Genomic DNA, 19,344 nt, shown 5'->3' on the forward strand with positions numbered 1-19,344 from the left:
CCGGCCTGTTGCCACTGCTCGCCCTGGCGGCGATGTCCGCCGCATCGGTCCAGCCGCCGTCCGTCGACCCGGGCGCGGTCGACGCGCTCATGCGCGACTACGCCGGCGACGTTCCCGGCGCGGCGGTACTGGTGCTGCGCGATGGCGAGCCGGTGCTGCGCCGCGGCTACGGCCTGGCCGCCCTCGACGAAGCGACGCCCGTCGGCCCGCGGACGAACTTCCGCCTGGCCTCGGTCACCAAGCAGTTCACCGCCGCCTCGATCCTGCTGCTGGCCGAGGACGGCAGGCTGACGCTCGACGATCCGGTGAAGCGCTGGCTGCCCTCGCTGCCACCGGCGGCCGACGCGGTGACCCTGCGCCACCTGCTGAGCCACACCTCCGGCCTGGTCGACTACGAGGACCACCTGCCCGAAGGGCTGCAGGGCCAGGTCCACGACATCGACGTGCTGCGCATCCTCGAAGGCCAGGACCGCACCTACTTCCCGCCGGGCAGCGCCTACCGCTACAGCAACAGCGGCTACGCGCTGCTGGCGCTGGTGGTCGGCGAGGCCTCCGGCAGCGACTTCGCCAGCTTCCTGCGCCAGCGCATCTTCGAACCGCTGGGCATGGCCGGCAGCGTCGCCCACCAGGACGGCGTGGACACGGTGGCGGACCGCGCGTACGGCCACAGCCTGGTCGACGGCCGCTGGGTCCGCACCGACCAGAGCCCGACCAGCGCCGTGCTTGGCGACGGCGGCATCTATTCCTCGATCGACGACCTGGCGCGCTGGGACGCGGCCCTCTACGACGACCGCCTGCTGCGCCCGGAATCCCTGCGCCTGATGTTCGCGCCCGCCACCACCACGCCCACCGGCGAGGACGACGTGGCCCACTACGGCCTCGGCTGGCGCCTGCAGGGCGAGCGCGTCTGGCACAGCGGCGAGAGCATCGGCTTCCGCAACGTGATCGTGCGCTGGCCGCGGCAGCGCCTGACCGTGGTCGTGCTTACCAACCGCAACGGCCCGGAACCGTATCCACTGGCCCTGGAGATCGCCCGGATATACGCTCCGGCCGCGACGCCCTGAGCGGCGTGCGGGGAATATTCCTACACCGCTCCCGCCCTCCGGCCGATGGCGGGACGGCGCTGCAGGTCCCAGGATCGGCCGGCGACGTCACTGGAGGATGTGCCGAATGCTCGAGATCCGCTCGCTGTCCAAGACCTACGCCAATGGCGTGCAGGCGCTGAAGGACGTCACCCTCGACATCCCGCGCGGCATGTTCGGCCTGCTCGGCCCCAACATCGACTAGGTGTTCTACGTGACCGCGCACGAGGCCGCGCACCAGTGGTGGGCGCACCAGGGGGTCGGCGCCAACGTGCAGGGCGCGACAATGCTGTCCGAGTCGCTGGCGCAGTGTTCGGTGCTGATGGTGATGGAACAGGAGTACGGGCCGCGGCAGATGCGCCGCTTCCTCAAGTACGAGCTGGACAGCTACCTGTCCAGCCGGGCCGCCGAACGCGTGCAGGAACTGCCGCTGGCGCTAAACGAGAACCAGCAGGCCATCCACTACCGCAAGGGTTCGGTGGTGTTCTACGCCCTGCGCGACGCCATCGGCGAGGAGAAGCTCAACGCGGTCCTGGCCGAATTCCTCCAGCAGTGGGCGTTCAAGGGCCCGCCCTACCCCACCACCCGCGACTTCCTCGACCTGCTGTACGCGCGCACCGACGCGCAGCACCATCCGTTCATCCGCGACCTGTTCGAGCGCATCGTGTTCTGGAACCACCGCGTCACCACGGCCGAAGTGCGCAAGCGCGACGACGGCAGGTACGCGGTCACCCTCAAGGTCCACGCCGAGAAGGTCTCCACCGACGGCAAGGGCAAGGAGACGGAGGAACCGGTCGACGTGCTGGTCGACATCGGCGTGTTCGCGCGGCCGCCGGGCGGCAAGGAAGCGGACGAGAAGGTGCTCTACCTCTCGAAGCACCGTATCAACCAGGCCGAGACCACCCTGGAGCTGGTGGTCGACGAACTGCCCTACGAGGCCGGCATCGACCCGTACAACAAGCTCATCGACCGCGACTCCGGCGACAACCGCAAGAAGGTGACGGTGCTGCAGTAATGCCGGCCCGCGGCCCTGCCCCGGCAGGGCCGCCGGACTTCAGGCTGGCCTTCGCTGGCCACCACGCGGCGATCACCGCCGCCGGCCTCAGCGCAGGTCCCCGATCACCACCTGCGCCGCGTTATGCCCCGGCGCGCCGGTGACGCCGCCGCCGGGATGGGTGCCCGAGCCGCACAGGTACAGCCCCGGGATCGCGCCGCGGTAACCGGCCTGGCCCAGCATCGGCCGCGCCGAGAACAGCTGGTTGAGGCTCAGCGCACCGTGGAAGATGTCGCCGCCGACCAGGCCGAACTCGCGCTCCAGGTCCAGCGGCGACAGCACCTGCCGCCCGAGCACCGATGCGGCGAAGCCGGGCGCGAAACGGTCGACGGTGGCGACCATCAGGTCGGCCACCTCCTCGCGGTGCTCGTCCCAGCTGCGCCCGCCCGGCAGCTCCGGCGCCACGTGCTGGCAGAACAGGCTGGCCACGTGCATGCCCGGCGGTGCCAGCGAATCGTCCAGGGTCGAGGGCACCAGCATCTCCACGATCGGCTCGCACGACCAGCCGTGCTCGCGCGCATCGCGCCAGGCGCGGTCCATGTAGTCCAGCGACGGCGCCAGGATGATGCCGGCGGTCAGGTGGTCGCCCGGCCCCGGCAGCGCGCTGAAGTCCGGCAGCCTCGACAGCGCCACGTTCATGCGGAAGGTGCCGGAACCGCAGCGCCAGTTGCGCATGCGTTCGGCCGTGGCCGGCGGCACCGCGTCGGCCGGCAGCAGCCGCTGGTAGAGCAGTTTCGGGTTCACGTTGGCGACCACCACCCGCGCCCGCAGCGTCTCCCCCTGCGCGGTGACCACGCCGGTGGCGCGTCCGCCTTCGACCAGGATCCGCTCCACCCCGGCGCCGGTACGGATCTCCACGCCGGCCGCGCCCGCGGCGCGTGCCATCGCCTGGGTGATCGCGCCCATGCCGCCGATCGCATGGCCCCAGGCGCCCTTGACCCCGTTGGCTTGGCCGAACACGTGGTGCAGCAGCACGTAGGCGGTGCCCGGCGCATACGGGCTGGCGAAGTTGCCGACGATGCCGTCGAACCCGAACAGGGCCTTGATCGGCCCGCTCTCGAACCAGCGGTCCAGGTATTCGGCCGCGGAGATCGTGAACAGGTCGAGCAGTTCCTGGCGCAGGGCCTCGTCCAGCGCATGCAGCTGGCGCCCGAGCCGCGCGGTGCGCAGCAGTTCCGGCATCGCCTTCCACCAGCCGCCGTCGGTGACGTTCGGCGGCGGCTGCAGGGCCAGCGCGCGCAGCACGTCGGCGATGGCGTCCAGGCGCGTCTCGTAGGCCGGCAGCATTTCCGCGTCGCGCCGCGAGAACTTCGCCACCTCCTCCGCGGTGCGGCCGGCGCCGGTGAGCAGGTAGCCGCCGTCGGGCAGCGGCAGGAAATTGTTGTGCTTGCGCAGCACCACGCGCAGCCCGTGGCCGTGCAGGTCGAGGTCCTCGATCACCTTCGGCTGCAGCAGCGACACCGTGTACGACGCCACCGAGTTGCGGAACCCCGGATGGAACTCCTCGGTGACCGCCGCCCCGCCCACCACGCCGCGGCGCTCGAGCACGGTCACCGACAGGCCGGCCCGGGCCAGGTAGGCCGCGCAGACCAGGCCGTTGTGGCCGCCGCCGACGATCAGTACATCGATCCGTTTGTGTGACTTCGTCATCTGTACAGGTATACCACTGCGCCTATACTGCCCGCGCAGGGGGGCCAGCGACGGGGGACACGCATGGCCGCGACGCAGTGCATTGGCTCCACCCACGCGCGGGACCGGCTGCCCGCCGTCCTCGCCGTTTGCGTGCGCGGCGGCCGGCCATGAGTCCGCTGGTCGCCGGTCCGCTCGTCCGACGCGTCGTCCCCGCCCTGGTCGCCGGCACGGCGGCCGCGCTGATCGGCTGGCTCGCCCTGGCTTCACCGCTGGACGACCTGATCCACCATGCATTGCAGCCACCATCCACGCGCGCGCCGGCCGTGGTCGTGCTCGGCATCGACGATTCGGCGTCGTGGCCGAACGCGCGCCTCGCCGCCCTGATCGACCGCCTGCGCCTGGCCGGCGTCCGCGGCCTCGCGGTGGATCTTCCGCTGGCCGCCGGCGCCGACGGCGAGGCCGCCGGCGATGCGCAGCTGGCGCGCGCCCTGCTCGACAGCCGGGTGGTGGTCGGCGTGCCGCTGCGCGCGCGCGGCGAGGAGCCGCCGGAGGCGCTGCTGCCGCCGGTCGACTTCGCCGACGGCGCACGCCTGGGCCACCTCGAACTGCAGCGCGACCGCGACGGCCGCATCCGCCGGCACCTGCCGCACATGCTGACCATGGATGGCATCCGCTGGGCTTCGCTGCCGCTGGCCCTGGTCCAGCCTGGCACCAGCACGGATGCCGGCCGCTGGGAAACCGGCGAACGCTGGCTGGTCCCGTATCCACGTCCAGGTCCACCGACCTGGCGCGCCGTCGACGTGCTGGACGAGCGCATCGGCGCGGATCGCCTGCGCGGCAAGTGGGTCCTGCTGGGCCTCACCGATCCTGCCCGGCAGGCACGCGTGCCGGGACCGCACGGCAGCGGGGCGCTGTATCCGGTCGAACACCAGGCCCGGACGGTGGCGATGCTGCTGCAGGGCGCCGCGCCGCGCGAGGCGCCCGCCCTGGTGCAGGCGCTGCTGGCGATGCTCGTGGCCGCCGGCACGGTGTTCGTCGGCCTGGGAAGGCGCGAGCCCGGCTGGCGCCTGCCGGCCGCGGTGCTGGTGGGCATGGCGGTCAGCCTGGCCGCCTGCGGCTGGTTGTTCGAGCGCCAGTACTGGTTCGCGCCGGGCGGCACGCTGGTCGTGCTCGGCCTCGCCCTGCTGGCCTGGGCCGCGGTCCAGGCGCGGCGGCAGTGGAACACGCGCCGGCGCATGCCCGGACTGGCCACCCGGCGCTCGCTGCACGCCGCGCTGCAGGCGAGCCGGACCAGCGGCATGCCGCACGCCTTGCTGCTGGTCGAAGCGCGGGTGCCGGCCGGCGGCGACGCCGAGGCGCTGGCGACCCGGCTGGCCGGCCTGCTGCGCGCCCGCGCGCGGCGGCCCGGCGACGTCGCCGCCTACCTGGGCGACGGCCGCTTCGCGCTGCTGCTGCCGGGCACTTCGGCCGCGGCGGCCGAGCGCATCCTCGACGCCATCCGCGACGAGGCCGACACGCAGGCGCTGCCGCTGCCGCTGCTGGGCAGCGTCCACGCCTGCGGCAGCGGCGCCTGCGACTGCCTGTGGCGGCTGGCCCTGCGCGCGCAGCCGGTGCAGCCGGCGCAGCAGCCGCTCACACCGCCAGGCGCATCCCCGGCCGCGCCAGGATCACCTGCCCGGCGCCGCGCTCGCTGAGCTCCCCGGCGAGGGCCTCGCGGGCGCGGTCCTCGCCGTGGACCAGCGCCAGCCGCGGGCGACCGCTGAAGTGCCCGTACCACTCGATCAGGCCGCCCTGGTCGGTGTGCGCCGACAGGCCGCCGACGGTGTGGATCTGCGCCTGCACGCGATAGTCCCGGCCGTGGATGCGCACCCACGGCGCGCGCTCGACCAGGCGCCGGCCCAGCGTGCCCTCGGCCTGGAAGCCGACGAACACCACGTGGGTTTCGCGGCGGCCGAGGCGGTGGCGCAGGTGGTGCAGGATGCGGCCGCCGTTGGCCATGCCGGAGCCGGCGATGACGATGGCGCCGTTGCCGACCTGGTTGATCGCCATCGACTCCTGCGTGCTGGCGGTGAAGTGCAGGTTGGGCAGGCGGAACGGCGAAGGCTTGCGCGACCACACTTCCCGGGACTGCTCGTCGAACAGCTCCTGGTGGCGCTCGTAGATCGCCACCACCTTCCCGGCCATCGGGCTGTCGAGGAAGATCCGCCAGCGCTCCAGCCCCCACTCCTTCCAGTGGCGCGCGAACCAGTACAGCAGTTCCTGGCTGCGGCCGACGGCGAAGGCCGGGATCAGCACGTTGCCGCGCTCGCGCCAGGCATGCTCGAACACCTCGCCCAGTTCGGCGACGGTGGCCTGGCGTTCGCGGTGGTTGCGGTCGCCATAGGTCGATTCCATCAGCACCAGGTCGGCCTCGGCCACCGCTTCGGGGTCGCGCAGGATCGGCGTGCCACGCGGGCCGAGGTCGCCGGAGAACACCAGCTTGCGGCCGTCGCCCCACAGCTCGACGATGCTCGAGCCGAGGATGTGGCCGGCGTCGCGCAGGCAGATGTCCACGCCCGGCGCCACCGTGGTGCGCACGCCATAGTCCAGCGGCCGCAGCAGCGGCAGCACATCGGCCACGTCCTCGCGGGTGAACAGCGGCGGCTGCAGCGGCTCTTCCGGGTCGCGGTGGCGGTTGGCACGCTCGGCGTCGGACTCGGCCAGCGAGGCGGCATCGGCCAGCATCACCGGCAGCAGGTCGGCGCCGGCGCGCTGCATGTACACCGGGCCGCGGAAGCCGCGGGCGACCAGCAGCGGGACCCGGCCGATGTGGTCGATGTGGGCGTGGCTGAGGACCAGCGCATCCAGCCCGGCCGGGTCGAACGGGAACGGGTCGAAGTTGTGCGCCTCCAGCTCGCGCCGCCCCTGCAGCATCCCGCAGTCCAGCAGGATCCGCCGCCCGGCCGCCTCGACCAGGTGCATGGAACCGGTGACCTCGCCCGCCGCGCCGTGGAATTCGACCTGCATCCGGCCCTCCCGCCTTTGCGGCAAGCCTAGCGCCAACCGCGCCCCGGCGCCCGCGACCGGACCTCCCGGCCTTGCCCCGCATGGCGCCCCGCCATGACCTCCGGCAGTCCTCCGCTCAGGTCGCCGGGCGTAAAGTCGGCCCACTACCCCGTCCCTCCGGGGTCGTCCCACCATGCCCGCGCGCCGGGCCGGAGAAACCGCAACGTGAACATCCGCAAGTCCCAGACCCTGCTGCTGCCGCTGGCGATCGCCGTGGCACTGGCCGCCTGCTCGAAGAAGGAAGAGGCCGCCACCGCCGAGACCGCCGCCGCGCCGGAATACACCCTGGACGAAGCCAGCCTGCCCGGCGTGAACCGCTTCAGCGTGGCCGACCTGGACACCACCAAGGACGCCTGCACCGACTTCGCCGCCTACGCCAACGGCACCTGGCTGGCCGCCAACCCGGTCCCGGGCGACCGCACCAGCTGGGGCGCGTTCGAGATGCTCGACGAGCGTTCCAACGCCGTGCAGCGCCAGCTGGCCGAGCAGGCCGGCGCCGATGCCAACGCCACCGGCGTGAAGAAGATCGTCGGCGACCTGTGGGCCACCGGCATGGATGAGGCGAAGATCAACGCCCAGGGCATCGAGCCGCTGGCCGGCCACCTGGCCGCGATCGACGCGCTGGCCGACGGCGCGGCCGTGGCCGAATACCTGCGCACCAGCGCCGCCAAGGGCCAGGGCTTGGTGTTCGACTTCGGCGCCGAAGCCGACTTCCAGAACCCGGACATGAACATCGCCTACGCGATGCAGGGCGGCCTGGGCCTGCCGGACAGCAAGTACTACACCGACGCCGACAAGGCCGGCATCCGCGAGGCCTACGTCGCCCACATCGCCAGGGTGCTGGAGCTGTCGGGCATCGCCGCCGACGAGGCCAAGAAGCAGGCCGCCGAGGTGATGGCCTTCGAGACCCGACTGGCCAAGGCCTCGAAGTCCCGCGAGGATCTGTCGCGCGACGTGTCGCTGTACTACAACCCGCTGTCGCTGGCCGACGCCGACAAGCTGACCCCGAACTTCCCGTGGTCGAAGTTCTTCGAGTCGCAGGGCGTGGCCGCGCCGGAGATGTTCTCGCTGGCCATCCCGGCGTTCCACCAGGAAGTGAGCAAGGCCCTCGGCGACACCGACGTGGCGACCTGGAAGGCGTACCTGCGCTTCCACACTGTCGACGGCGCCGCGCCGTACCTGAGCGACGATTTCGCCCAGGAGAGCTTCAACTTCTACAACAAGACCCTCAGCGGCCAGAAGGAAATGAAGCCGCGCTGGAAGCGCGTGCTGGCCACGGTCAACAGCCAGGCCGGCGAGGCGCTGGGCCAGATGTACGTCCAGGTCGCCTTCCCGGCCGAATCCAAGGCCAAGATGGAGGCGCTGGTCGCCACCCTCGGCACCGCGCTGAAGGCCCGCATCGAGAACCTGGAGTGGATGAGCGAGGAGACCAAGGCCAAGGCCCTGGTGAAGCAGGCCGCGTTCACCACCAAGATCGGCTACCCGGACAAGTGGCGCGAGTGGGACGGCCTGCAGACCAGCCGCGACAGCTACATCGGCAACGTGCTGGCCGCGCAGGAGTTCAACTACCGCTGGAACCTGTCCAAGATCGGCAAGCCGGTGGACAAGACCGAGTGGGGCATGAGCCCGCAGACGGTCAACGCCTACTACAACCCGCTGCAGAACGAGATCGTGTTCCCGGCCGCCATCCTGCAGCCGCCGTTCTTCGACCCGAACGCCCCCGACGAGGTCAACTACGGCGGCATCGGCGCGGTGATCGGCCACGAGATGACCCACGGCTACGACGACCAGGGCAGCCGCTTCGGTGCCACCGGCAAGTTCGAGAACTGGTGGACCCCGGCCGACGCCGAGGGCTTCGCCGCGCGCACCGGCAAGCTGGTCGCGCAGTTCGACGGCTACACCACCGCCGACGGCCAGAAGCTCAACGGGCGCCACACCCTGGGCGAGAACATCGCCGACCTGGGCGGCCTGGCCACGGCCTATGACGCGATGAAGGCCGCCGTGGGCGACACCCCGGACCCGATGACCGACGGCCTGACCCGCGACCAGCGCTTCTTCCTCAACTGGGCCACCGTGTGGCGCCGCAACTTCACCCCCGAGGAGCAGACGAAGCGCATCGCCACCGACGAGCATGCGCTGGCGCAGTTCCGCGCCATCGGTGCGCCGTCGAACCTGCCGGCCTTCGCCGCTGCGTTCAAGTGCGAGCCGGGCAAGCCCATGGTCCGCCAGGGCGACAACCAGGTCGTGATCTGGTAAGCAGGTCCGACGAGGTGCAGTACACAGGAGGCCCGGCAAGTCCGGGCCTCCTGCTTTTTCCGGGGTATCCGTTACGGAGCCAGCGCGATTCGCCTTGCTACACTGCCGCCCCCCTGGACCCCGAGGCTGCAGCCCCGATGATGCATTTCCCCCGTCCGCTCGCCCTCGCCCTTGGCCTCGGCCTGCTCACCCTGGCCGCCGGCGACGCCGAAGCCCAGCGCAAGAAGACCAAGGCACCGGCCGTCAGTGCGCGGTGCAGCGCGTTCTACCCGCAGGCCAACGCCGCCTGGCTGGCCGCCAACCCGCAGCCGGGCGAGGCCGGTGCGACCAGCGCCCTGGCCCAGCTGTCCGAGCTGGCGTTGCAGCAGCAGCGCGAGCTGCTCGATGCGGCGATGCGTTCGCCGCAGAACGAAGTCCAGTCCCGCCTCGGCGACTTCTGGGCCAGCGGTCTGGACGAGGCCGCGGTCGAGGCCGACGGTTCGAAGCCGATCGCGCCGCTGCTGACCCGCATCAACGCGATCAAGAAGGCCAAGGACGTGCCGGCGGCGTTCGCCGCGTTGCACCAGGTCGGCATCCCGGTGGCGTTCAACTTCGCCCCGGACGTGGACCTGAAGGCGCTGGACCGCCACATCGGCTACTTCATGCAGGGCGGCATGGGCCTGCCCGACCCGGCCTTCTACACCCGCACCGACGCCGACACCCAGGCGGTGATGCAGCGCTACCGCGACTACGTCCGCCAGATCCTCTCGCTCACCGGCACCGCCAGGGAGCGCCTGGACGCCGAGGCCGACGCGGTGCTCGCGGTGGAGACGGCGATCGCGCGCAAGGCGCAGTCGCTGGTCGACCTCAACAACCCGTTCCGCAACTACGCCCCCGTGGCGGTGGCGGACGTAACGAAGCGTTACCCGAACCTGCAGCTGGGCAAGTTCCTCGAGGCGCAGGGCGTGAAGGACGACCTGGTCTCGCTGTCCGACCCGGCCCTGTTCGCCGAACTGGACGCGATGGTCAACCGGATCAGGCCCGAGCAGTGGCGCGCCTACCTGCGCTGGCGCGTGGGCGACGCGATGGCGCCGTACCTGTCGCGCAGCTTCCGCGACGCCAGCTTCGCCTTCCGCGGCCAGGTGCTGTCCGGCCAGGCGGCGCAGGCGCCGCGCTGGCGCCAGGTGCTCGACGCGATCAACACCGCCGCCGGCCCGATGCTCGGCCACGAATACGCCAACCGCTACCTCACCTCCGAGGAACGCCGCCGCGCCGGCGCGATCGCCGACGAGGTCCGCGACGCCCTACTGGCCGCGGTCGAGCGCAACACCTGGCTCAGCGACGCGGCCAAGGCCGAGGCGGCGAAGAAGCTCAAGGCGATCAACATCGAGGTCGGTACCCCGCGCCGCAACCTCGACTACACCGTGCAGCCGATGGGCCGTGGCAGCTTCGGCGGCAACATGCTGATCGCCTCGACCTGGCGCCACCGCGAGGAAATGAAGCGGATCGGCAAGGGCAACGCCGACCGCCGCTGGGACGTGCTGCCGCAGCAGCCGGCGCTGGCCTACGACATCGCCCAGAACCGCCTGATCGTCACCGCCGCGGTGCTGCAGCCGCCGGTGTTCGACGTCGACCGCCCGGCCGCCACCTACGGCGCCTACGGTGCCCTGGTCGGCACCCAGGTCAACCGCGCGATCGACGCCCGGGGCGCCCAGGTCAACGCTTCCGGCGAACTGGGCAACTGGTGGACCCCGGCCGACACCAACGCCTGGACGGCGCTGGGCGCCCGCGTCGCCGCGCAGTACGCAGCGCAGGCCTATCCAGGCGTCAGGAACGGCCGGGTCAACGGCGCGCTGGTGCGCGACGTGGCGCTGGCCGACCAGGCCGGCATCGAGCTGGCGTGGGAGGCCTACGCCAAGGCCCAGCCGACGGCCAGCGAGGCCGACCGCCAGGCCTTCTTCGGCGCCTGGTCGGGGCTGTGGGCGCAGCAGGTCGCGGAGAACGTCGCCACCGAGCGCATGGCCAGCGACATCCACGCGCCCGGCCCGCTGCGCAGCGACGTGCCGCTGTCCAACCTGCCGGCGTTCGGCGCCGCCTTCGGCTGCAAGGCCGGCCAGCCGATGCAGCGCGCGGATGCGGAACAGGTGCGGATCTGGCGCTGAGGGCGCGTTCCGGAGCAGCACGAAAAAGGCGCGGATTCCCGCGCCTTTTTCTTTGCCTGCGCTATTTCACCCGGCGCAGGTGCGACGGCCCGCGCGGCGGGCGCCGGCCGCCGAACGGCGGCTGCCCGCGCCAGTAGCGGATCACCAGCCAGCCGAACAGCATGCCGCCCAGGTGCGCGAAGTGGGCCACGCCCGGCTGCCATCCGGTGAAGCCCAGCACCAGCTCGGCCACGCCGTACAGGATCACGAAGGTGCGCGCGCGCATCGGGATCGGCGGGAACAGCAGCATCAGCCGCTGGTTCGGGAACAGCATGCCGTAGGCCAGCAGCAGGCCGAATACGCCGCCGGACGCGCCGACCGTGGGATAGGCCGGGCCGCCGCTGCTCACCGACCACCAGCCCACCGCCAGCTGGCACAGGCCGGCGCCGGCGACGCAGACCAGGAAATAGGCCAGGAACCGGCGCGGGCCCCAGGTCAGTTCCAGCGGCGCGCCGAACATGAACACCGCGAGCATGTTGAACAGCAGGTGGCTCAGGTTCCCGTGCAGGAAACCGTAGGTCAGCAGCTGCCAGGGCTGGAAGTTCTGGCCGGGCGAGAACGGATCGAACCCGGCCGGCGGCCACAGCATGAAGGCTTCGAAGGTGCCGGTGCCGAGCAGCCACTGCAGCAGGAACACCGCGCAGTTGGCGATGAGCAGGGCCTGGGTAACGGGGGGCAGGCGCGAGAACATGCGTCGCGGTTCCGGATGGGACAGGCTGGCATGATAACGGCCCGCGCCGTAGGCGCCTGCATCCGCGCCCGCAGCCGGAGCGGATGGCGATCGCTGCGCCCGTCTGGCGCGCGCCCTCAGCGGCTGCGCGTGCGACGCGACGGCGGCGGCGCCCACAGCGCCGCGTCGATGTCCTCGGTTTCGGGGCTGCGCCTGACCCGGCCACCTTCCACCCGCACGCCTTCGGCGCGCAGGCGCTGGCACTGCTCGCGCCAGCCGCTCGAACCCTCGGGGAAGGCGATGCGTCCGTCCGCGCGCAGCACGCGATGCCAGGGAAGCTGCGGATCGGTGTTGCCGGACAGCACGCGCGCGGCCAGGCGCGCGCGCCCGGGCAGGCCCGCGCGGCGGGCCACTTCGCCGTAGCCGGCCACCTGCCCCGGCGGGATCGCGCGCACCGCGGCGAGGATGCGCTCGACGGGATCGTCCTTCGGGTTGCGAGACGCGGCGGCCATCAGCGGCTAGCATACCCCGGGGGATCGCGAGGGAGTGCCATGCGCAATTTCGAACAGATCCGCAGCCACCTGCTCAGCGCCGGTTTCCGCCTGACCATGCAGGAACCCTACGTGGCCTGCGTCGAGCTGTCGCTGGAGGGCGGCAGCCGCCACCAGTCGATCTTCGTCTCCGAACTGGACGGCGACGACGGCCGCCCGCTGCTGCGGGTGAGCACGGTGATCGCGCCCACCACCGGGATCGATGCGCGCCGCGCACTGGTGTTCAACTGGCAGAGCAGCGTCGGCTACCTGGCGATCGGCGAGCTGGACGGCGTGCCCTACCTGCAGCTGTGCGAGAACCGTCCCTACGATGGCCTCACCCCTGCCGAGGTCGAACGCCTGGTGCTGGAGATCGGCGGCCTGGGCGACAGCATGGAACGCGCCCTCTCGGCCGAGGGCGACCTGCTCTGAAGCGTCTCCCGCCGCTGCCCTGCCCCGTTCCCGACGTCGCCCCCGACGGCCATCCGCCCCCGTAGAGCGGGGCTTGCCCCGCTGCTCCCTGCCGCGTGCGTCGGATCGCGGGCGGGGGAGTCGGGCCAGCCCGACTCTACCGGACTGGCCGGCGGCCCCTGTAGAGCGGGGCTTGCCCCGCTGCTTTTGCACGGTGGTCGCTTCGCCGAGGGGTAGCAGCGGGGCAAGCCCCGCTCTACAGGATCCGTCGCAGCAGCAGGGATCCGTCGCAGCAGCAGGATCCGTCGCAGCAGCAGGAACCGTCGCAGGCGCGGGGATCCCTCGCGGACCCGGGGTCCGTCGAGGCATCAGGCCCCATCTGGAGCCCGGGGCCCCGGCCGGAATCAGGCCCAGCCCAGCGAGGCCAGGCCCTTGAAGATCAGCCAGGCCATGCCGGCCGCGGCCGGGATGGTCAGGATCCAGGCCCAGAGGATCCGCTCGATGACGCCGAACTTCAGGGCGCGGGGATTCTTGGCGAAGCCCACGCCCATGATCGCGGTGGAGATGCTGTGGGTGGTCGACACCGGCATGCCGAAGTGTGCGGCCAGGGTCAGCACCGTCGCCGAACTGGTCTCGGCGGCGAAGCCGTGGATCGGATGCAGCTTGACCATCTTGTGGCCCAGCGTCTTGATGATGCGCCAGCCGCCCGAGGCCGTGCCCAGCGCCATCACGATGGCGCAGGTGACCACGATCCAGTTGGCGATGTCCTGCTCGCCGCCGCCGGGGTGCAGGAACGCCAGCCAGCCCGGCAGCGCGTCCAGGGTGCCGGCCGATTCGGCCGCGAACAGGGTCAGGGCGATGATGCCCATGGTCTTCTGCGCGTCGTTGTGGCCGTGGGCGAAGCCCATGTACGCGGCCGAGAGGATCTGCGCCTTGCCGAAGAAGGCGTTGACCCAGCGCGGCCGCGCCAGCCGGCGCAGGATGCCGCCGGCGCGGACCATCGCGGCGATGATCCCCCACAGGCCCATCATCACCAGCACGCCCAGCAGGAAGCCGGTCAGCGGCGAAGTGATCATGGGCAGGAACACCTTCCACAGCAGGCCCTGGTTCTTGGTCCAGTCGCCCACGTCCTGCGACCAGATCAGCGCGCTCCAGTCGTTGTGGGCGGCGGCCAGGGCCGCGCCGCACAGGCCGCCGATCAGCGCATGCGAGGACGAGGACGGCAGGCCGAACCACCAGGTGATCAGGTTCCAGGCGATGCCGCCCAGCAGCGCGCACAGGATCACCTGCGAGGTGACTTCGACCACGCTCACGTCCACCAGGCCCGAGGCGATGGTCTTGGCCACCGCGGTGCCTGCAAGCGCGCCGATCAGGTTCATCACCGCGGCCAGCATCACCGCGTGGCCCGGCGACAGCACCTTGGTGGCCACCACGGTGGCGATGGAGTTGGCGGTGTCGTGGAAGCCGTTGATGAACTCGAAGACGAGCGCAGCCAGGATCACGACCAGCACGAGGGTCAGCATGGTGGCGGCCCGTCAGCTGTTCTTGAGCACGATCTGGTAGGCGACGACGCCGGCCTCGCGGCAGCGGTCGATGGCCTTCTCCAGGATCTCGAAGAATTCCTTGAGCAGGAACATCTGCAGGTGGTCCAGGCGGCCTGAGTAGATGTCGCGGTACAGCTCGAGCATCAGCCGGTCGGCCTCGTTCTCGATCGCGCGCAGCTTCTCGTTGAGCGCGGTCATCCGGTCCAGGTTCATGCTGCGCAGCTCGCGCACCATCTCCACCACCACGCCGGCGGCCTGCTCCAGCATCGCCGCGCGCGGCGCGAAGTCGATGTGGGCCAGGTGCTGGGTCGCCAGCGAATAGCGGTCGGCGAACTTCTCGATCTGCTTGGGGATCTTGTACAGGGCCGAGCCCAGGGCCTCGATGTCCTCGCGCTCCAGCGGGGTCATGAAGCTCTCGACCAGTTCCTTGCTGATCTTCTCCGAGGCGGTGCGCTCGCGCTGGCGGGCCAGCTTGAAGGCGTCCAGCGCCGGCTGGCGGTCGGAGGCCTTCATCATCTGGTAGAGGGCCTTGGCGCTGTCGTGCGCGGCCTCGGCGGCCTCGTCCAGCAGGACGAAGAACTGCTTGCCGGAGCCGAAAATGGTCTGCAGGGAAAACATGGGCGGGGTCCCGCCGCCTCGGGAGGGGCGGCAAATGCGGGCGGAATTATGACAGGCCGCACATGGCCCCGTAACCCTGCCCCTGCCCCCGCGCGGCCCGTGACGCGGCCTGCACGGGGCGGCTTTGCTAAGATGCGCCCGTGCCGCCGGCACGACCTATGGACGAAGACCCACATTCCCCGACCTGCCGCGCCCGCGCCCAGCGCCGCCGCGGCCTCCTGATCCTGTCGCCAGCCTGCGGGGCCACGCCCCATGGCTGAGCTGCTGATCGTCCTTGCCCTGATCCTGCTCAACGGCTTCTTCGCGATGTCGGAGATGTCGGTGATGACCTCGCGCAAGAGCCGGCTGAAGCAGCTGGCCCAGGCGAGCAGGCGCGCGGCCCGGGCCCTGGCCCTGGCCGAGCGGCCGGAGAACTTCCTGTCCACGGTGCAGATCGGGATCACCCTGATCGGCATCCTCACCGGCCTGTTCGGCGGCGAGGCCATCGGCCTGACCATCGGCGGCTGGCTGGCCCGCGTGTTCCCCTCGCTGGGAGACGCCGCCGCGACGCTCGGCAAGTTCCTGGCGGTGGGCCTGATCACCTACCTGACGCTGATCTTCGGCGAGCTGGTGCCCAAGCGCCTGGCGATCACCGCGCCGGAGAAGATCGCCGGCGTCGTCGCCGTGCCAATGGGCTGGCTGGCCACGATCGCCTTCCCCTTCGTCTGGCTGCTGTCGCACAGCACCCGCCTGGTCCTGCGCATGCTCGGCCTGGGCAAGGACCAGGCCAGCGCCATCAGCGAGGAGGAGATCCGCATGCTGGTGGCCGAGAGCCACGAGCAGGGCGTGATCGACGTCCACGAGCGCGACATGGTCAACCGCGTGATCCGGCTGGGCGACCGCACCGCCGACAGCCTGATGACGCCGCGCAACCGCATCGCCTGGCTCGACGCCAGCGCCCCGGTCGAAGAGAGCCTGAAGGTGATGCGGGAGCAGCAGTTCTCCCGCTACCCGGTCTACCGCGGCAGCGACCAGGACGTGGCCGGCATCCTCGAGGTCAAGTCGCTGATCCACACCATCGGCGGCGACCTGGCCGAGCGCCTGTACCACGACCTGCGCCCGGCCCTGTTCGTGTCCGAGTCCACCCACGCGATGAAGCTGCTGGAGATCTTCCGCGAGGAGCAGCAGTCGATGGCGCTGGTGGTGGACGAGTACGGCGAGATCCAGGGACTGGTCACCGTCTCCGACCTGATGGGCGCCATCGTCGGCCGCCTGCAGTCGGTGGAGAACAACGACGAGGACGCGCTGGTCATGCACCGCGACGACGGCTCCCTGCTGGTCGACGGCACCCTGCCGACCGAGGACCTGCGCGAGCTGATGGACGGCGCCGCCCTGCCCGACGCCGACGAAGGCGACTACCACACCCTGGCCGGCATGTGCATCGCGCACTTCGGCCGGATCCCCAACGTCGGCGAGCATTTCGACTGGGCCGGCTGGCGCATCGAGGTGGTCGACCTGGACGGCGCGCGCGTCGACAAGCTGCTGCTGCGCCGCCTTCCGCAGGACGGCGACGATGCGGCGGCGGACTGACCGGCCAGGCGATCCGGGGGCGGCGGCCGGCAACGGCATCGCCCGCCTGCTGCAGTCGTTCTCCGCCGGCGACGCGGAACAGGTGCTGGCCCTGCACGGCCTGCTGCAGGGCCTGGGCCGTTCGGCCTTCGGCATGTTCCTGTTCGTCTCGATCCTGCCGGGTTTCATCCCGATCCCGGGCTTCGCCGGGGTGATCAGCGGCCCGCTGGTGGTGCTGATCGGGCTGCAGCTGCTGGTCGGGCTGCGCGAGCCGTGGCTGCCCGGCTTCATCGGCCGGCGCGGGCCGAAGCGCAGCACCATGGTCCGCTTCTGCAACCGGATCGCGCCGTGGATGGCGCGGCTCGAGCACCTGGTGCGCCCGCGCCTGAAGCTGCTGGCCGAAAGCCGCCTGGCCAATGCTTTCACCGGCGTGCTGCTGGTCGGCCTGGGCGCGCTGCTGGCGCTGCCCCTGCCGATGACCAACTACGTGTTCGCCGGCACCCTGCTGCTGTTCGCGCTGGCGCTGCTGGAACGCGACGGTGCCCTGCTGCTGGCGCTGTGGGTGGTGGCCGGCGGCGGCCTGGTGGCGATGGGCCTGCTGTCGGAGGAACTGGCCACCCTGGTCCACGGCTGGCTGGCGCGGGACTGAGCCGCGCCGCGACGCTCCGCGTCAGCGGCCGCGCCGCGCCAGCAGGTGGGCGAACTCGGTGGCGCTGACCGGGTGGCTGAGCCAGTAGCCCTGGACCAGGTCGCAGCCGCGCTCGGCCAGCAGGTTGTACTGCGCTTCCTTCTCCACGCCCTCGGCCACCACGGTGATACCCAGCGAATGGGCCATGGCGATGATCGCGGTGGTCAGGGCCAGGTCGTCCGGATCGCGCTGCAGGTCGGCGACGAAGCTGCGGTCGATCTTGACCCCGTCCACCGGCACGCGGCGCAGGTGGCTGAGCCCGGAGAAGCCGGTGCCGAAGTCGTCCAGCCACACCTTCACCCCGGTGCTGTGCAGGCGCGCCAGCATCGCCGCGGCCTGCAGCTCGTCGCTGATCACCGCCGTCTCGGTCAGCTCCAGGTGCAGGCACGAGGCCGGCAGCCCGGTCTCGCGCAGGCACTCGGCGACGATGTCCGGCAGGTCGCCCTTGCGCAGCTGGCGCGGCGACACGTTGACCGACACGAACAGGCGCTCGTTGCCCTCGCCCATGCTGGCCCAGCGCATCGCTTCGGTGCAGGCCGCGCGCAGCACGCGCGGGCCGATGCCCTCGATCAGCCCGCTCTGCTCGGCCACGTCGATGAACACCGACGGGGCGATCATGCCCAGCATCGGGTGTTGCCAGCGCAGCAGCGCCTCGGCGCCGACCACGCGGCCGTCGCTGGTCCGGCACACCGGCTGGTAGACCACGCTCAGTTCGCCGCGCTCCCAGGCGCCGCGCAGCTCCTGTTCCATGTGCACGCGGCGCTCGACCGCGTGGTCCATCGCCCGGCTGTAGAAGCGGAAGCCGTTCTTGCCGGCGACCTTGGCCTGGTACATGGCGATGTCGCCGTTCTTCATCAGCGCGCTGGCGCTGGAGGCGTCCTCGGGGAACAGGGTGATGCCGATCGAGGTGCCGAGGAACACCTGGCGGTCCTGGATGTCCAGCGGCCGGCGCAGCTCGGCCACCAGCACCTCGGCCAGGCGCGTGGCGGCGGCGCGCACGTCGCCTTCCTGGATCAGGATCACGAACTCGTCGCCGCCGAAGCGGGCCAGCAGCGCGTCGTCGCCGCCGTACTTGTCCACCGCCTCGCGGATGCGGTTGGCGAACTGCAGCAGCGCCTCGTCGCCGGCCTCGTGGCCGAGGGTGTCGTTGACCCGCTTGAAGTCGTCGATGTCGGCGAACAGCAGGGCCAGCTGGCGGCCGGAGCCGCGCAGCAGCATCAGCCGGTGGTCCAGGCTCTCGCGGAAGGCCAGGCGATTGGTCAGGCCGGTCAGCGCGTCGGTGTAGGCCATGCGCCGCACCTCGCGGTCGTGGCGGGCCACGCTCTCGCTCATCCGGCCGAAGGCGCGGATCAGGTCGCCGACCTCGTCGGTGCGCCGGCTGTCCACGCGCTCGACGCTGTAGTCGCCGGCCTCGATCCGCCGCGCCGCGTCGGCGAGGCTGCGGATCGGCCTGACCAGGGTGCGCTGCACGTACCAGGCGACCAGGAAGCAGACCAGGCCCAGCAGGGCCATCGGCAGCGCAAGCCAGCGCAGGTGGCGCCCGGCGAGGGCGTCCATGCGCTCGCGCAGTTCGGCGAAGTTGCGCTGCACGTAGCCGTCGGCGAAGTCCAGGTCCAGGGCCACGCGCACCCCGCCGATCCGCTCGCTGCCGACCATGACCGGCGCCGAGCCGGCCAGCAGTCCCGGCGCGGCCTGCACGCTCACGCCGGTGTTGGCGACCGCCTCGGCCGCCAGCGGGTCGGTCATCGGCTGGCCGAAGCCGGCGATCTCCACCGAGCCGTCGTGGACCAGCCGCCCTTCCAGGTCGTAGACGCGGATCCACTTGACCAGTTCGTCGCGCGCGTTATCGCGCAGCACCGTGCCGATCGCGTCCAGGTCCCGGTAGTACATCGGGTTGGCCAGGTTCTCGGCCAGCTGCACGGCCAGCGAACGGGCGTGGTCGCGCAGGTAGGTGTCGATCAGGCTGCGCACGCCCTCGCGGCCGATCGTCTCGGTCTCGTCCCGCATCCGCTGCTGGCGCTCCATCAGCACCACCAGCACCAGCAGCACGACGCCGAGCATCATCGCCATCGCCGCCAGCGAGCGG

15 protein-coding genes and 1 pseudogene are annotated in these 19,344 nt (G+C 71.4%); 9 read left to right on the top strand and 7 right to left on the bottom strand.

What is annotated here, in order from left to right; genetic code table 11:
* Positions 1-32 precede the first annotated feature (32 nt).
* From PSEJ35_RS0100375 to PSEJ35_RS0100385, 3 genes and pseudogenes are all read left to right on the top strand, one after another.
* A complete protein-coding gene (locus PSEJ35_RS0100375) occupies positions 33-1,064 on the top strand; it encodes a serine hydrolase domain-containing protein (RefSeq protein WP_051412416.1) in 1,032 nt (343 codons plus the stop codon).
* Between the two features lie 106 nt (positions 1,065-1,170).
* Positions 1,171-1,278 (top strand): annotated as a pseudogene (locus PSEJ35_RS17370) (ABC transporter ATP-binding protein); the annotation flags it as partial.
* Between the two features lie 18 nt (positions 1,279-1,296).
* Positions 1,297-2,097, top strand: a complete 801-nt coding sequence (locus PSEJ35_RS0100385) for a M1 family aminopeptidase (protein WP_232207549.1) — start codon at positions 1,297-1,299, stop codon at positions 2,095-2,097.
* 87 nt (positions 2,098-2,184) lie between these two features.
* Here PSEJ35_RS0100385 and PSEJ35_RS0100390 read toward each other — a convergent pair whose 3' ends face one another.
* Positions 2,185-3,786 carry an NAD(P)/FAD-dependent oxidoreductase gene (locus PSEJ35_RS0100390; protein ID WP_028916046.1) on the bottom strand — a complete coding sequence of 534 codons (1,602 nt, stop codon included), beginning with the start codon at positions 3,784-3,786 and terminating at the stop codon, positions 2,185-2,187.
* Positions 3,787-3,935: 149 nt separating this feature from the next.
* Between PSEJ35_RS0100390 and PSEJ35_RS0100395 the strand changes: the two genes are divergently transcribed.
* Positions 3,936-5,462, top strand: a complete 1,527-nt coding sequence (locus PSEJ35_RS0100395) for a CHASE2 domain-containing protein (RefSeq protein ID WP_028916047.1) — start codon at positions 3,936-3,938, stop codon at positions 5,460-5,462.
* Here the strand turns inward: PSEJ35_RS0100395 and PSEJ35_RS0100400 are convergent.
* Complete coding sequence (locus PSEJ35_RS0100400) at positions 5,401-6,774, bottom strand: MBL fold metallo-hydrolase (protein ID WP_028916048.1); 1,374 nt, start codon at positions 6,772-6,774, stop codon at positions 5,401-5,403. The genes PSEJ35_RS0100395 and PSEJ35_RS0100400 overlap by 62 nt on opposite strands.
* A gap of 228 nt (positions 6,775-7,002) precedes the next feature.
* On the opposite strand from PSEJ35_RS0100400, the gene PSEJ35_RS0100405 reads away from it, so the two are divergent.
* Positions 7,003-9,069, top strand: a complete 2,067-nt coding sequence (locus PSEJ35_RS0100405) for a M13-type metalloendopeptidase (protein ID WP_028916049.1) — start codon at positions 7,003-7,005, stop codon at positions 9,067-9,069.
* A 140-nt stretch (positions 9,070-9,209) separates the two neighbouring features.
* A complete protein-coding gene (locus PSEJ35_RS0100410) occupies positions 9,210-11,210 on the top strand; it encodes a M13 family metallopeptidase (protein ID WP_028916050.1) in 2,001 nt (666 codons plus the stop codon).
* A 61-nt stretch (positions 11,211-11,271) separates the two neighbouring features.
* Here the strand turns inward: PSEJ35_RS0100410 and PSEJ35_RS0100415 are convergent, their stop codons facing one another.
* Together PSEJ35_RS0100415 and PSEJ35_RS0100420 are read right to left on the bottom strand one after the other, a co-directional pair.
* Positions 11,272-11,940 (bottom strand): rhomboid family intramembrane serine protease, encoded by a 669-nt coding sequence (locus tag PSEJ35_RS0100415; RefSeq protein WP_028916051.1) that lies wholly within the window; start codon positions 11,938-11,940, stop codon positions 11,272-11,274.
* 116 nt (positions 11,941-12,056) lie between these two features.
* The gene (locus PSEJ35_RS0100420) at positions 12,057-12,431 is read right to left on the bottom strand and encodes an MGMT family protein (protein ID WP_051412380.1); all 375 of its coding nucleotides are present in this window, start codon (positions 12,429-12,431) and stop codon (positions 12,057-12,059) included.
* 39 nt (positions 12,432-12,470) lie between these two features.
* On the opposite strand from PSEJ35_RS0100420, the gene PSEJ35_RS0100425 reads away from it, so the two are divergent.
* Entirely contained in the window at positions 12,471-12,881 is a 411-nt protein-coding gene (locus PSEJ35_RS0100425; protein WP_028916053.1) for a hypothetical protein, read from the top strand.
* Positions 12,882-13,264: 383 nt separating this feature from the next.
* On the opposite strand, the gene PSEJ35_RS0100430 is transcribed toward PSEJ35_RS0100425, so the two are convergent.
* Both PSEJ35_RS0100430 and PSEJ35_RS0100435 read right to left on the bottom strand, forming a co-directional pair.
* A complete protein-coding gene (locus tag PSEJ35_RS0100430) occupies positions 13,265-14,383 on the bottom strand; it encodes an inorganic phosphate transporter (RefSeq protein WP_028916054.1) in 1,119 nt (372 codons plus the stop codon).
* A gap of 12 nt (positions 14,384-14,395) precedes the next feature.
* Entirely contained in the window at positions 14,396-15,022 is a 627-nt protein-coding gene (locus tag PSEJ35_RS0100435; RefSeq protein ID WP_028916055.1) for a DUF47 family protein, read from the bottom strand.
* Positions 15,023-15,274: 252 nt separating this feature from the next.
* Between PSEJ35_RS0100435 and PSEJ35_RS0100440 the strand changes: the two genes are divergently transcribed.
* Positions 15,275-16,591 carry a hemolysin family protein gene (locus PSEJ35_RS0100440; protein WP_028916056.1) on the top strand — a complete coding sequence of 439 codons (1,317 nt, stop codon included), beginning with the start codon at positions 15,275-15,277 and terminating at the stop codon, positions 16,589-16,591.
* Positions 16,575-17,219, top strand: coding sequence for an exopolysaccharide biosynthesis protein (locus PSEJ35_RS0100445; protein ID WP_051412381.1), 645 nt, complete (start codon positions 16,575-16,577; stop codon positions 17,217-17,219). Before PSEJ35_RS0100440 ends, PSEJ35_RS0100445 begins: the two co-directional genes overlap by 17 nt.
* A gap of 21 nt (positions 17,220-17,240) precedes the next feature.
* Here the strand turns inward: PSEJ35_RS0100445 and PSEJ35_RS0100450 are convergent, their stop codons facing one another.
* On the bottom strand, positions 17,241-19,328 hold the full coding sequence (locus PSEJ35_RS0100450) for an EAL domain-containing protein (protein WP_051412382.1): 2,088 nt from the start codon (positions 19,326-19,328) through the stop codon (positions 17,241-17,243).
* Positions 19,329-19,344 lie beyond the last annotated feature (16 nt).

It is taken from the genome of Pseudoxanthomonas sp. J35 (assembly GCF_000513995.1).
In the GTDB taxonomy this organism is placed as follows: Bacteria; Pseudomonadota; Gammaproteobacteria; order Xanthomonadales; family Xanthomonadaceae; genus Pseudoxanthomonas.

Coding starts and splice junctions, on each gene's coding strand:
- PSEJ35_RS0100430 (WP_028916054.1), bottom strand. CDS start 14,383: ATGCTGACCCTCGTGCTGGTCGTGATCCTGGCTGCGCTCGTCTTCGAG.
- PSEJ35_RS0100415 (WP_028916051.1), bottom strand. CDS start 11,940: ATGTTCTCGCGCCTGCCCCCCGTTACCCAGGCCCTGCTCATCGCCAAC.
- PSEJ35_RS0100445 (WP_051412381.1), top strand. CDS start 16,575: ATGCGGCGGCGGACTGACCGGCCAGGCGATCCGGGGGCGGCGGCCGGC.
- PSEJ35_RS0100390 (WP_028916046.1), bottom strand. CDS start 3,786: ATGACGAAGTCACACAAACGGATCGATGTACTGATCGTCGGCGGCGGC.
- PSEJ35_RS0100410 (WP_028916050.1), top strand. CDS start 9,210: ATGCATTTCCCCCGTCCGCTCGCCCTCGCCCTTGGCCTCGGCCTGCTC.
- PSEJ35_RS0100435 (WP_028916055.1), bottom strand. CDS start 15,022: ATGTTTTCCCTGCAGACCATTTTCGGCTCCGGCAAGCAGTTCTTCGTC.
- PSEJ35_RS0100450 (WP_051412382.1), bottom strand. CDS start 19,328: ATGGCGATGATGCTCGGCGTCGTGCTGCTGGTGCTGGTGGTGCTGATG.
- PSEJ35_RS0100420 (WP_051412380.1), bottom strand. CDS start 12,431: ATGGCCGCCGCGTCTCGCAACCCGAAGGACGATCCCGTCGAGCGCATC.
- PSEJ35_RS0100425 (WP_028916053.1), top strand. CDS start 12,471: ATGCGCAATTTCGAACAGATCCGCAGCCACCTGCTCAGCGCCGGTTTC.
- PSEJ35_RS0100375 (WP_051412416.1), top strand. CDS start 33: ATGTCCGCCGCATCGGTCCAGCCGCCGTCCGTCGACCCGGGCGCGGTC.
- PSEJ35_RS0100400 (WP_028916048.1), bottom strand. CDS start 6,774: ATGCAGGTCGAATTCCACGGCGCGGCGGGCGAGGTCACCGGTTCCATG.
- PSEJ35_RS0100395 (WP_028916047.1), top strand. CDS start 3,936: ATGAGTCCGCTGGTCGCCGGTCCGCTCGTCCGACGCGTCGTCCCCGCC.
- PSEJ35_RS0100440 (WP_028916056.1), top strand. CDS start 15,275: ATGGCTGAGCTGCTGATCGTCCTTGCCCTGATCCTGCTCAACGGCTTC.